Consider the following 13,233-nt stretch of genomic DNA (forward strand, 5'->3'; position numbering starts at 1 on the left):
AATTTTCGGCCTTTGATTTCATTGGTTTTCTGCGCTGTTACCCGCACCGGTTTCGAGGTTAGGGAATAGGGCGTTCGATGCCTGTTCCGCTAAGCGGCTTCGGTTTGCCCTTCGCATGTACCTTTCCGCCATTCGCGGGTTCTTCCAGCCATACATGGCGACAAGCTGGATTTCGGTTGCGCCGTTCTCCGCGGCGAAGGTGGCGCCGGCGTTGCGCAGACCGTGAGCGCGGCCGGGCACATTCGCTGCTGCGGGCTGCGCAGGATAGAGAGCCCTTCACTCGTTCCGGGTGCACAACTGGCGTAGACATCGCAACAGGTCTTCTCTTTAAGAAGCATGTCGCGACAACACGCTATGCCTCAGTGTGACGAGTGACATCGCCACCGCCCCTTTGCTGCCAGCCAAGCAAAAATCGAACCTTCAAAGCAGCATCAAAATTCGATCCGGTACTTCAAACCAGCGCCATACTTCTCGTAATCTCCCGAGCCGAGCCCGTCATAGTCGAAGTCGAGTGCAAGCTTCCCGCCATTCTCGAACCAATAATCAAGCCCGACCCTGAAACCCAGCCGTGCGCCGTCCGTTGCAGAGGCCACCGACGCTGCTTCTCCCGTGCCCGATGTGCTTGAGAATGTAAGGGGTACACCCCCGCGCAATGTCAGCGCGCCGACGGGGACGTTGATGGGTATCGAGGCGTCGAGGCTCAATTCGAGCGAGTTCATGGTGATGGACTGCTCAGGGATCTCGTTGCCCAGGCTGTCCGTATAGGAGCGCTGCCGATCAAAAAGATGAACCGCATCAAGGCTGGGGGTCAAGGTGATCAAACCGAGCGAGACATCGCCTGCGACCGTAACGCGGAAAAGACCACGCTGCGTTCTGACGGTATCCGTATAGGTGCCGAAGGGCGCGTGACTGTTCCGGCTTTGGCCGAGCAGCGCCTGAGCACTGAAATAGAGCGGATGTCCCGGCAAGCGGCCAACCAGATAGGGGCCGGCCAGCCAGCCGGTGCCGGAAATGGAAGCATCCGCGTTCTCATGAGCCAGATGATCAACCTGAACCATGGCGCCTGCCGCAAGATATTGCGACAGTTCGAAATGGGTGCCCGTGCTCAAATGAACATAGCGGTTCGTGGTGCCTGTATCCTTGGACCATGACGCCGACAGTTCCGCCCATATCGGATCTGTTGGTCGTGTGGCGAAGGTCAGGTTGCCGTCTTCGGATGTGGCCTGGGCATTGAGAGAAGCGCTGCCGTTCCCGCGATAAAGCGCGATGAGGTCCGGCTGTCCGCTGATCAATTGTGTGGCGCGCGCTTGCATGAAACGCGCCATCTGCTGCTGCGTTTCCCGCACGCTGGCGTCAGAAACCACGATCGTTCCGGATGCCAGGTTTGTGTTTCCTGCCGCATCGCTTGCAACACCCGAGGGCACTGACACGGTCAGATCTCCTTGCCCCGAAGCGACGATGGTTGCGTGATAAACAGTGGCTGCCCCGGTCAGCGAACGGACATGCCCGTTCAACACCGAAATATCGGCTCCGGAAAAACCGAAAACCGGCTCGGAGAAAATGATTTCCACGACCACAGTTTCACCCATCACGACTTCTGTGCCGGGTCCGCTCACAGAAACGGTGGGGCGTGTGATATCGCCAAGGGCGGAAACGGTAATCTCGACCTGGTCCGTTGCCGAAGCAAAGCCGTCATTCACCTCCAGGTCGAAGGTCAAAATCACATCGGGGTCGCCGGTTGCGACAGTCGGTGCGTTGAATGTGGGAGAGGGGCTGCCGGCACCCGCAAGCGTCACCGCTGGTCCGCCCGTCTGTGTCCATGCATAGCTGAGAGGCTGTCCCGCATCATTGGAGGAGGAGCCCGATCCGTCCAGTGTGACGGATGTTCCCGAATCCACCCCCTGGTCAGCGCCGGCATCAGCCGTCGGAGGCGTATTGCCCGGAGCCGAAACGGTGATGTTTACACTGTCTGTCGCGGTTGCGAAGCCATCGTTAACTTCAAGCTCGAAGACCAAGACCTCATCTGCATCGCCGATGGCGAGAGCCGGAGCCGTGAAGGATGGCGAAACATTTGTCGCGTTTGTCAGCGCGACCGCCGGGCCGCTGGTCTGAACCCAGCTGTAGGTCAGTGACTGCCCCACGTCATTCGCAGACGAGGCAGCGCCATCCAGCGAGACGGAGGCCCCCGCAGCAACCGTCGCATCAGAACCGGCATTCGCTGTTGGCGGCGTGTTGCCTGGCGCCGAAACCGTGACGGAAACAGAATCGACCGCTGCCGAAAAGCCGTCATTCACCGAGAGCTCGAAGACCAGAACTTCGTCGGCAGCGCCGATGGCCAGGGACGGAGCGACAAAGGACGGTGAAGCAGTCGTTGGCCCGGCCAACGTCACCGATTGACCGCTGGTCTGGGTCCAGGAATAGGTGAGTGCCTGCCCGCCATCATTGGCGGAGGAAGCCGACCCGTCCAGTGATACAGATGCGCCAGAAGCAACTGTCTGGTCGCTACCGGCATCGGCCGTGGCGGGCGTGTTGGGCGGTGAGGTCACGGTGATGGTCACGGAATCCGTGTCCGATGAAAAACCGTCGTCGACCGATAGCTCGAAAACAAGCACCGCGTTGGCATCACCGATTGCCAGCGTCGGAGCCGTAAATGTCGGCGCGACTGTGCCAGCCCCTGAAAGGGTCACGGCAGGGCCGCTGGTCTGGGTCCAGGCGTAGGTCAGCGTCTGCCCGCTGTCATTGGTTGAGGAGCCCGAGCCGTCGAGTGCAACCGGAGTGCCGGAGCCAACCGTCTGGTTCGCCCCTGCATCTGCCGTCGCAGGCGTATTGCCGGGGGCACGAACCGTCACGGACACTGAATCCGACGCATTCGCGATGCTGTCATCGACGGTAAGCTGAAAGACGAGAACCGCGTCGGCATCGCCAATCGCCAGCGTGGGGGCAGTGAAGGACGGGGAGGCAGTCGATGCGCCTGTCAAGGTTACAGCCGGACCGCTGGTCTGGGTCCAGGCGTAGGTGAGGGTTTGCCCGCCGTCAGGATCGGAGGAACCCGTTCCGTCCAGCGTCACGGATGCGGCAGAGGCAACGGTCTGATCCGGGCCGGCATCTGCCGTTGGCGTTGTGTTGCCGGGAGCCGTGACCGTGACGGTCACTGAATCCGTTGCTCCTGTCACGCCGTCATTCACGGTGAGGTCGAAAGTCAGAACTTCATTCGCATCGCCGATAGCGAGCGTCGGGGCGATGAAGGAAGGCGCGGCTGTCGAGCCTCCGCTCAATGACACCGAAGCGCCGCCGGTCTGCGTCCAGGAGTAGGTCAGCGTCTGTCCGCTATCGTTGGCTGATGAGCCCGTCCCATCCAGCGAGACGGACGCACTGGAGCCAACGGTCTGATCCGTGCCGGCGTCCGCCGTCGGCGGCGTGTTTGGCGGAGCTTGGACGGTGATGGTAACGGAATCTGTCGCCCCTTCCACGCCGTCATTCACTGTGAGTTCGAAGACAAGAAGGGTGTCCGGCGCTCCGGGTGTGAGTGCCGGTGCGGTGAAGGACGGGGTAGCGGTTGTCGCGTTCGTCAACGTGACTGCCGGTCCGCTGGTCTGGCTCCAAGCGTAAGTCAGTGGCTGTCCGCCATCATTGGAGGAGGATGCCGAACCATCGAGCGAAACCGGATCACTTGAGGTGACCGTCGCGTCGGATCCTGCATTTGCGGTGGGCGGGGTGTTGGGAGGCGGCGTGACTGTAATGGTCACAGCATCCGATGCGGCTTCCATACTGTCGTTGACGGTCAACTGGAAGGTCAAGATCGCATTGGATGCGCCGGGTGCAAGTGTTGGAGAGGTGAAGGAGGGAGTGGCGGTTGATGCACCCGCAAGGGTCACTGCAGGTCCACTGGTCTGGGACCAGGAGTAGGTCAGAGACTGACCAGCATCATTTGAGGATGAGGCGGACCCGTTGAGCGAAACCGCAGCACCGGAGGTGACCGTCTGGTCCGATCCTGCATTCGCGGTGGGCGGGGTGTTGGGAGGCGGTGTAACGGTAATGGTCACCGTATCGGTGGCCGTTTGCGACCCATCATTGACGGTAAGCTGGAACACCAGCGTCGCATTCGACGCTCCCGGAGAGAGCGTCGGAGCGGTGAAAGACGGAGTGGCGGTTGATGCCCCTGACAGGCTCACAGCAGGACCGCTGACCCTGCTCCATGAATAGGACAATGTCTGTCCGCTATCATTGGTAGATGACGCTGAGCCATTCATCGTGACTGCCGCACCGGAGTTCACCGTCTGGTTGGAGCCCGCATTGGCGGTCGGCGCTGTGTTGGTCGCGGTGCCCGATATGGCGAATGTGAAAGGGTCTTCATCCGCATCATTGTTTCGGAGCGTCACCGTAGCGCTTCTCGAACCCGGCGCTCCGACCGGAGAGAAGCGAACGGTGAAGGTGCCCGAGCCGCCAGGCGCGATAGACGACGGAGGAGGGGATGTGATGGTGAATTGCGAAGCATTCGCCCCGGAGAGGCTGGCGCTGGATATGGTCAAGGTGCCCGTGCCGACATTCCGGATACCGAAAACCCGGCTGATCGGATAAGAGCTTGCGGAAATGGTCGACCCAAAATGGGTCCAGTTTGTCGGGGATGTGGACGCTGCGCCATCCGTAATCGGTTGTGCATTGCCGGTGATCTCGATCTCGGGCTTGGCTACGCAATCAGGATCGCTCGCCATGTCGATGAAGGTATAGCCGCGGGTTCCGCTGGCTGGACCGACCCGATCAGCTGCATTGACTGGGCTGCGTGCGTCAGACCAGACAGATCCGTCATCCCAGTTATCCCGCAGTCCCAGATAGACATTGCTGGTTCCTGTAATGAGAAATTGATCAAGGATCTCGACGATGTCGCGCTGCGTGGGCATCTGTCCCACAGGCGCATTCCCATAGGCTGGAACGGTGGAGCGGGTATTAGCACTGCCCTCATCCCAGACAATAAGCTGGAGGTATCTGCCTGGTATGGCATCGGTATTGTAGGCCGTCCAGTCGACGACAATTTCTGTGGTCGTGGCATTGGCGTAGGGCCCGGCGATACATCTTCCATCCTGCCCGTTGAAAGAGAGCGACACCGACGGGTTCGTCCAATTGGCGTTGGCATGTTGGATGCCGGACATGAGTGCCGCGCCTGCCAGAGCGGCGGCCGCAAACCCGCGAACCACGCTGGGGAGCGTGTCGCTGCACGTTCCGAAAATCTTCCTGAACGCCCCTTTGAACAGCGGATCTCTCGACAACGGCATTTCCCCCACGCAACACCTGATCGCCCGAGACCTTGCTCATCCTGCCGATGAGCCCCGATGAAAAACATCGTACTTCGGGCGTGATCACATCAGATACGAAGAGTCCTGCCAGTGATTCCAGCTACCAATTCTGACCAATTCTGACCAATTCTTGCGGCGGGCGATTCCGTTAATAAAACCCCCACAAAAAACTTCCTTAAGGGCGGCGTTGTTCTGAAAGAATCTTGCGATAGCCGGCAAAATAGGCCAACACGTCTACATGCTGGATCTGAAGACGTTATTGCTGCTCGAAGTCTGCACGACGGCCTTGCAGGCCTTTGCATGGCTTCTGGTATGGCGGTCCTGGCGTTATCTTTACGAACTGAAGCTTATCGCCGCCGGTTTCAGCGCCATTGCGCTGGGCTTGTTGCTCCTGACGCTGCGTGGACCCGATCCCCATGCGCTTCATATCTTCGTCGACAACATGACAATCAAGCTCGGATTGGTTTTGCTGGCGGACGGTATGGCGAGGTTTCTCGGCCATCCTGGTTGTCTCAGGGTCGGACTGATCATTCTTGCGGCACATATGGCGCTCTGGAGCCTTGCCATGGCGCTGGCACCGCTGGACCTTTCTCTGCGTATTCATGCCTCCACGGTTTTCACCCTTGCCATGATGGGGCTGATGATCCGGATCCTGTATGTTGATCGCGGGCAGCCGTCATTCCTGCGGTGGATTACGATCGCACTTCTGGTGGAATACATTGGCGCCAGCCTGCTCCAGAGCGCGCTCATATTCCTGCAGCCAACCCTGTTTGCAGAAGCGCCGATCCTGAGTGATGTGAACAGCTGGTACTTCTTTCAAGGGCACCTGTTTGTTGTGGGGCTCTTCATCTGTTTGCTTTTCATGGTCGGTGTGCGGTTATCCCTCGATCTGCGAGACAGGAACGCGGCACTCGCGCAGGAAGTGACTGAACGGCGACGTCTGGAAGGCGAACTCTCTGCCAGCCTCGATCAGGAAAAGACCGCCCGCGAAGAACAGCGCCAGTTCATGCATATGGTGAGCCATGAATTCCGCACGCCTCTGGCTGCCATACGCTACGCCACCGAGATGCTCGGCATCATGATCCAGAATCCCTCCGACGCGGTGGAAAAGCGTCTGATCGGCATCGATGCTTCCGTCTCCCGCATGACCCAGCTCATTGACCGCTTTCTCTCAACCGAGAAGCAGGCGGTAAGCGGACTGAAGATCGAAAAACTGGACCTGCGGCGGCTGACAATGGAGGTTCAGCAATATTTTGATCACGTGGATCTTGGCCAAAGGCTGAAAGTACGGCCGCTCGACGAAGCCCCTGATTATTGGGGAGATGTGGAGATGCTTCAGACCGTCATTGTCAATCTGGTCGACAACGCGTTGAAATATTCGCCGCGCGATCAGCCGGTTGAAGTGACGTTTTCAAGACGGAACAATCTTCTGGTCGTGAAGGTCGCCGACCGTGGGATCGGCGTGCCGGAGGCAGAACGCAGCCATGTGGGGCGTCGCTTCTTTCGGGCTTCGAACACGCGAAGAACCGCCGGCAACGGTCTGGGGCTTTATACCTGCAGGAAACTCATCGGATATCACAGAGGAACGCTGGATCTGCGGCCACGCAACGGGGGAGGAACCGTTGCGACCATACGCCTGCCGATGCCGGGGCTTGCGACAGCATCGCTGTCGAATGAAATCACCGTGGAGGAGACAGAAAGGGCATGAACCGAATACTTGTGGTGGAGGATGACGATTCACTGCGTGGTGATCTGGTGGATTATTTATGCCTGCAGGGTTTTGACGCCAGAGGCATCGGCACTGCGGGTGAAGTTTCGGACGCATTGAAGCAGGGACAGTTGCCTGATGTGATCCTTCTCGACGTAGCGCTTCCCGATGGTGACGGCTATTGCCTTGCAAGGGACATCCGCGCAAGGCTCAATTGCGGAATCATCATGCTGACGGCGCATGGGGACACCGAAAGTCGTGTGCGCGGGTTTGAAAGTGGTGCGGATATCTATCTGGTCAAGCATACCGCGTTGCGGGAGATCGCGGCGGCGGTCCACAGCCTGTTGCGGCGGTTGCCGCAGGAAGCTGCTCTCAAGGACGCAGCGAAAGAATGGGTTCTCGATGCGGTGAGCTGGATTTTACAGTCCCCGGAAGGACAGGAAATCAAGTTGACCGCGACCGAAAAGACATTTGTCGAAGCCTTGATCGGGAATGCCGGAAAGCCCTGTTCCAGGGAGGACCTGGCCAGAACCTTGTCGCGGCGGCAAACCAATTTCGAAAATCGGCATCTCGATGCTGTTGCCAGCCGATTACGAAGGAAGATATCCAGCCATACCAACACGGAAGCGCCGATCAAGTCCGTGTACGGGATCGGGTATTCCTTCAGTGCCTCCGGTACGATCGGAAACACGAAGCCTGATTGAGCAGGGATGAATAGTCCATAGACTTGCGAACGCCTTCTTCCCTAATATTGAAGCAGGGTGGCCATGATGGGCAAAACCAAGTCCAGCGGCGATTTCAAACGGGATGCGGTGGCGCAGATCACCGAGCGCGGCTATGCGGTCCATGGCAGAACGTCAAAAGGCCCTGCGCCGTTGAAGGGCCTTTTCCGGCTCCATGGCGGCTATTCGAACCCATTGCAGCGAGCGTCCGCTGTGATGAAGAAGGCCTGAACAGGCCCCTCATGGGTTTGGCGTGGGACCTCAATCCGCCATAGGGGCCTTGCCACCCAGAATATCTCGCAGCTTGCCGCTTCGCGCGAATAGTTGCTCAGCGCTCTCCGCGCCAATGGCATCGACAATGATCTGATCGACCTCCCACCAGACGGCGACGATTTTATCACGAAGGCTCTTTCCCTCGACAGTCAATGACAAGATGGCGGCGCGCTTGTCCTGCGGATTTTTGCGGAACTGAATGAAACCGTTGTCGATCAGGCGCTTGGTCATTTGGCTCATGCTGGCCGCGGTCACGCTGAACTCGATCGCCAGTTGACGCTGGGAGGCTTCTTCGACGCGACCCAACGCATGAATGACGCGTGCCTGACCCGCATGGAGGCCGAAGGGTCTGAGCAACTCGCGCAATCGATCTTCCAGAAGGTGCGCGCAGTGCAGCAGTAAATGAAATCCCGGGCCTTGTCGTCCTATTGCCATATTGTTAGGATCCTAATTGTCTGATTGATGTTGTTCTATCGATAGTTTTCGCGATGGGCAATGTCCGCCTGAATGCGCATGCCGTGAATGCGACAGCGCATCAACACGGCCGTCCTGCAGGAAAGAAGATCGTCTTCCACCAAAAAAAAGGGTTCCCGAGAATGCCTTCCACAACAAGACAGCGCGAGAAGTCGCGTCGAAAGAGCACCATCTTCATGCTGAGTGCACTCGGCGGTTTGATGTTTGCCACCGGTGCCAATGCACACGCCGACGCGCATTCCGTTGCGGATTCCGCACTGGTCACACCTGGTGAGATCGTGGACTGTACGCTCGAGAATGGAGACACTGCAGAATGTGCGCGCTATGTCGTGAAGTATCTTCCCGAGAACCTTGAGATTGGTCCGTTCTGTCCTGCGACCACGGATGACAAGGGCGGCATCTGGCACTGGGACGGAGACAAGGCCGGGCTATACCGGATTGACGGTGACTTCCTGCGGATGCTGGACGCCCAAGGCTACACGTTCTTCAACGAGGATGGCGAGGTCTATTCCTTCGACATTCGCACCGAAGGACCGACCGAAGCGAATGAGTGCATCCAGGGTTCGGTGGATACTGATGTGGAGATGACGGTTCTCATTCCCACAAACCCGGTGATGGCGGATGAACCAACGAGCCTTGGCACTGTCGCGAAGGTCGGCATCGGAATGGATGGCGTCCCGATCTTTGCCGACGCGCCATCAGTGCTGGACACCGGGCATATGCCCGCGCTTGACACCTGTGGCGGCCATGTTGACCCCGGTGGCTGGTATCACTGGCATGCGACCTCCACCGACATGAATGCCATCTACGAGAACGAAAACGTCGATGCGGAATGCGTGAACGTCGAGCAGGATCAAACGGCGCAGTTTGGTTATGCTTTCGATGGGTTCGGGATGTATGGTCCGCTCAATTTCGATGGTTCGGTCCCTGACGATCTGGATGAATGCGGTGGCCATATCGGCCTTGTCGAAGACGGTGGAGAGCCCGTCTATCATTATCATTCAGGCACCTCATTCCCCAATCTGCCCTCCTGTCTGGTTGGCGTCGTTGCCCAGGACAATTTCTCGACCAACGCGGCCGGCGGCATCGGTTCCGTCAATGGCCCTGGGGGTGGCGGTGGTCCCGGTGGCCCCGGTGGAGCGCCCGATTTCGGCACGATTGCCGAGACCCTGGGCGTCGATGCCGACCTGCTGAGAAAGGCCATGGAAAATGCCGGCGGACGGAACGCGGATCTGGCTGCGGTTGCTAAGGAACTCGGCGTTTCCCTCGAGGCCCTGCAAGCAGCCCTGCCAGGGCCCAGACGCTAGGCATTGAACCGGCAGGGCTTTGCCGGAGGCTGTTTGGTTCAAGCCATGCGGGCAATGCTGGTGCGTCCAGCATGCGAACTCGATGGCCTCCAAGTTGTGTCGCGGCCATCTCGATGGATGACGTTGGCGATGGATGAGTTGGGCGATGGATGAGTTGGGCGATGTAAAGACCATTGATCGATCCGGTGGGAGCGGGGTCGTGCCTGTCGCCAACGCTTCCGACAGACGGCGCGATGCCTGATTCTGCCAACCGCTCAGAACAGCGAATGGAGACATGTTGCGAGCCGCGGACGGACTGGTGATCACCAGACCGTCCGCATAGATGATTTCCGAGCGCCACAGCATGTTCGCCGCAGGAGCGAAGAATTGTCGGTTCAACCGGTCGTGCAGATCGGTTTGCCGCGAATGACGCCCTGCAGTCCCATTGCCCTCACAAGCCAAGCGACGGTGCAGAGGGCAATGGCACAACCGTCCCTTGGCGACTGTCGCCAGACCTTGGGCGCGCCATAGACCTCGGAGTTTTCGTGAAACACCCGGCGCGTCTCGTCCTTCATGGCAATGTCGCGTTGAACGCGGGCCGACAGACGGCCCACGTCCAGACGCTTGGCGATGACCGCATGCGAGGTAGATGGGCAATCGGGAGCAGTCTGGAGATTGGCTCGACTCCGAGCCGGGGCCGATGTTCATCGATGAAGGAGATCTGCGCTTCAGTGGGCGTTCGAACGCCGCCTGGGCAAATTACGCAGAAGCCCTGCGCAAATTTCACTGGCCTGACGAGGCTCGCGGTGTCCCTGCTTCAGTGCCTTCATCTTCTCCGCAGCGTCACCCGGCAAACCTGCACGCTTGCCGCTATCCACCTCGGCCTTCTTGACCCACTCGTCGAGCGTATGCGCCGAGCAGCCGATCTTGGCAGCAATGGAAGATGCTGCTGCCCGTGGCGAAGAATGTTCGGCTTCATGATGCTCCATCACCATGCGAGCGGCGCAGGCTTCAGGAGAAAACTTGTTCGTCGTCGTGCTTCTCACAAGTTGAGGGCTCCGGCAAAGTCGGGCCGGTGCAATGCCGAACACGCCAAATGTCGTGACCAAGGGGGGCGAAGCTGGTTTCGCAGATTTTTCAAGGCGGATCGCGGTGACGTTAAGTCGTTGAATTTGCGATCATTTTATTGACGCACCGCACCGGGTGAAGATGAGGACTATGTCTACGCTATAGCCCTCTAAATTGAGGCACAGGCGAATGGCTCCTATGGGTGGGCGACAAACTGGCAGCTTTTGGATCGAGTATACGAACAAGCCGTCGGTGGGGGAGCACCACGGGCTTGTCTCAGAAAACGTGTTTGGTGAACTGATGCCAACGCCCTGAGCGTCTTCATGCAGTCTTGCTTGCTCGCAGCGCACCCTTGAACAGCTCGAAGGCCGCTGTCCCCTTCCGATCAGGGTAGTAGAGGTGATAGCCGGGGAACGGCTCGCACCATGGCTCCAGCAGGCGAGTAAGACGACCATCGGCGATCTGCGCCGCCACCAAATCTTCTAAGATATAAAGGATGCCGAAGCCTTCAACGGCGGCGGCCACCAACATGTCGGCGTCATTGAAGACGGGCCCACGGGCTGGCGTGACCGTCACCGCACGGCCGTCGCGGTCGAACGACCAAGGAGACAGATCACCTTGCGCGTCACGATAAGCAATACAACGGTGCGCCGTGAGATCGGCTGGCTCCATAGGTGTCTGATGGTCGCTCAGATAGCTGGGAGCGGCCACGACTGCGACGCGAAGCGGAGATCCCACCGCCAGCGCGATCATGTCCTTTTCTAATCGCTCTCCGAGCCGGATTCCCGCATCATAGCGGCCCGCTACAACGTCAGTCATGCGGTCCTCTACGCACACCTCGACCTCGATACCGGGGTGGCGGCGCATGAAAGACGGGAGCATCGGCCACAGCACCGTATCAGCTGCATGCTTGCCAGTCGTAATCCTAACCGTACCGACCGCGGCGCCGCGTGCCTGTGACAATGCCTCGATCTCGTCGGTCAACCCGGTCAATGCCGGAGACAGGGTGGCGAGAAGGCGTTCGCCGGCAGCGGTCGGGGCAACGCTGCGGGTCGTGCGGGAGAGCAGGCGAAAACCGAGCTGACCTTCGAGCCGCTTCATGGTCTGGCTCAACGCTGATTGCGTGACCCCGAGCCGTTTCGCGGCACGTGTGAAGCTTTGGTCGGAAGCGATCGCAGCGAATATGGCGAGGTCGCCAAGCAGATCTGGGCGCATTGATGATCCCTGCTACTGGGGCCTATTACCAATTAGGCGGTTATCCTCATTCATTAGCAGAACTAAGTAATGGAGAACAGAAGCAGCAGCGAGGAACAAGCGATGAGCAAGGTTTGGTTGGTGACGGGCGCAAGCCGCGGACTTGGACGTGAAATCGCGCGCGCAGCACTCAATGAGGGCGCAACGGTCGTGGCAACGGCGCGAACCGCCAATGCGGTGCGTGATGCCTTTGCGGACGAACATGAGCGCCTGCACGCGGTCACGCTTGATATAACCGACGCTGAGGCTGCAGGATCGGTCACTGCAGAGGCCATCGAGCGGTTCGGAACAATAGACGTTCTGGTTAGCAATGCGGGCTACGCCGAGCTTGGTTTCTTCGAGACTTTTACCGATGAAGCGGTGCGGCGTCAGTTCGAGGTTAACCTGTTCGGCACGATGAACGTGGCGCGCGCAGTCGCCCCACACATGCGCCAGCGTCGCTCGGGCCTAATCGTCACCATCTCGTCCGTCAGCGGGTTGGTCTCCAACGGCGGAGGAGCGGTCTACTCGGCCTCGAAGTTTGCGGTCGAGGGATGGATGGAGGGCTTTGCGCAAGAACTGGCACCGCTAGGCGTTCGTTCGCTCCTCGTCGAGCCGGGAATGCTGCGTACCGACTTCATGGACCAGAAGTCGGCGCACTTTGGCAGCATTGAAATTCCAGACTATGCCGAAGCGATCACGCAGTACCATGCGTTCGTGGAAGCAGCCAACGGCAACCAGCCGGGCGACCCGAAGCTGCTGGCCGCATGGATCGTCGCGCTGGCCGCGCAGGATGAGGTGCCATCGCGGTTCGTGTTCGGCGATGACGCCCGGCAGTGGGCGGGAGCGAAAGTCGATCAATTGCGGCAGGAGATTGCCCAGTCCGCCGATTGGGCTGATCAGGCACCAATTTGCTGCAATTTGGATGACTGGCGGATGGAGAAGCAGGAATTTTACCGCAGTTCGAAAGACCGCTTCGAGGGAGTATCTGGCGACATCTGAACGACCGCAATGGGTCGGGAGTTGCCGTTCTCTGGCCGTCAAATTTAATCGGGCTTTAGCGCGGAATCGGCGGTTTGTATGTTGTTTGCTGGGTGGGGGGTGATCGGCGGCAATATCGCGCTGTGGAGGGTAATCGACGGGAAAATGGCGCACCTCGAAGGAGAGAGTTCGAACAC

The 13,233-nt window shown here is 59.1% G+C and carries 8 protein-coding genes, 1 pseudogene and 1 other annotated feature; of the genes and pseudogenes, 5 read left to right on the forward strand and 4 right to left on the reverse strand.

Annotated elements, in window-relative coordinates:
- Positions 1-431: 431 nt before the first annotated feature.
- Positions 432-5,264: a PKD domain-containing protein gene (locus KW403_RS15470; protein WP_223020330.1), complete on the reverse strand. Its 4,833-nt coding sequence runs from the start codon at positions 5,262-5,264 to the stop codon at positions 432-434.
- Between the two features lie 265 nt (positions 5,265-5,529).
- Here KW403_RS15470 and KW403_RS15475 point away from each other — a divergent pair, with 265 nt between their 5' ends.
- The 3 genes from KW403_RS15475 to KW403_RS15485 all read left to right on the forward strand — a co-directional run bounded on the left by KW403_RS15475 (position 5,530) and on the right by KW403_RS15485 (position 7,952).
- The gene (locus tag KW403_RS15475; protein ID WP_223020331.1) at positions 5,530-6,999 is read left to right on the forward strand and encodes a sensor histidine kinase; all 1,470 of its coding nucleotides are present in this window, start codon (positions 5,530-5,532) and stop codon (positions 6,997-6,999) included.
- On the forward strand, positions 6,996-7,703 hold the full coding sequence (locus tag KW403_RS15480) for a response regulator transcription factor (RefSeq protein ID WP_223020332.1): 708 nt from the start codon (positions 6,996-6,998) through the stop codon (positions 7,701-7,703). Before KW403_RS15475 ends, KW403_RS15480 begins: the two co-directional genes overlap by 4 nt.
- Positions 7,704-7,766: 63 nt before the next feature.
- The gene (locus tag KW403_RS15485) at positions 7,767-7,952 is read left to right on the forward strand and encodes a hypothetical protein (RefSeq protein ID WP_223020333.1); all 186 of its coding nucleotides are present in this window, start codon (positions 7,767-7,769) and stop codon (positions 7,950-7,952) included.
- 30 nt (positions 7,953-7,982) lie between these two features.
- On the opposite strand, the gene KW403_RS15490 is transcribed toward KW403_RS15485, so the two are convergent.
- Positions 7,983-8,360, reverse strand: coding sequence for a MarR family winged helix-turn-helix transcriptional regulator (locus tag KW403_RS15490; protein WP_223020334.1), 378 nt, complete (start codon positions 8,358-8,360; stop codon positions 7,983-7,985).
- Between the two features lie 284 nt (positions 8,361-8,644).
- On the opposite strand from KW403_RS15490, the gene KW403_RS15495 reads away from it, so the two are divergent.
- The gene (locus tag KW403_RS15495; RefSeq protein ID WP_223020335.1) at positions 8,645-9,775 is read left to right on the forward strand and encodes a YHYH protein; all 1,131 of its coding nucleotides are present in this window, start codon (positions 8,645-8,647) and stop codon (positions 9,773-9,775) included.
- A gap of 142 nt (positions 9,776-9,917) precedes the next feature.
- Here the strand turns inward: KW403_RS15495 and KW403_RS19370 are convergent.
- Together KW403_RS19370 and KW403_RS15510 are read right to left on the reverse strand one after the other, a co-directional pair.
- Positions 9,918-10,749 (reverse strand): annotated as a pseudogene (locus KW403_RS19370) (IS3 family transposase); the annotation flags it as partial.
- Positions 10,414-10,520: a sequence feature (AL1L pseudoknot), on the reverse strand. (Overlaps the previous pseudogene by 107 nt.)
- A gap of 394 nt (positions 10,750-11,143) precedes the next feature.
- Positions 11,144-12,037: a LysR family transcriptional regulator gene (locus KW403_RS15510; protein WP_223020338.1), complete on the reverse strand. Its 894-nt coding sequence runs from the start codon at positions 12,035-12,037 to the stop codon at positions 11,144-11,146.
- 102 nt (positions 12,038-12,139) lie between these two features.
- Between KW403_RS15510 and KW403_RS15515 the strand changes: the two genes are divergently transcribed.
- A complete protein-coding gene (locus KW403_RS15515; protein ID WP_223020339.1) occupies positions 12,140-13,057 on the forward strand; it encodes an SDR family NAD(P)-dependent oxidoreductase in 918 nt (305 codons plus the stop codon).
- The last annotated feature ends 176 nt before the right edge of the window (positions 13,058-13,233 follow it).

It is taken from the genome of Nitratireductor kimnyeongensis, from assembly GCF_019891395.1.
Classification (GTDB): Bacteria; Pseudomonadota; Alphaproteobacteria; order Rhizobiales; family Rhizobiaceae; genus Nitratireductor; species Nitratireductor kimnyeongensis.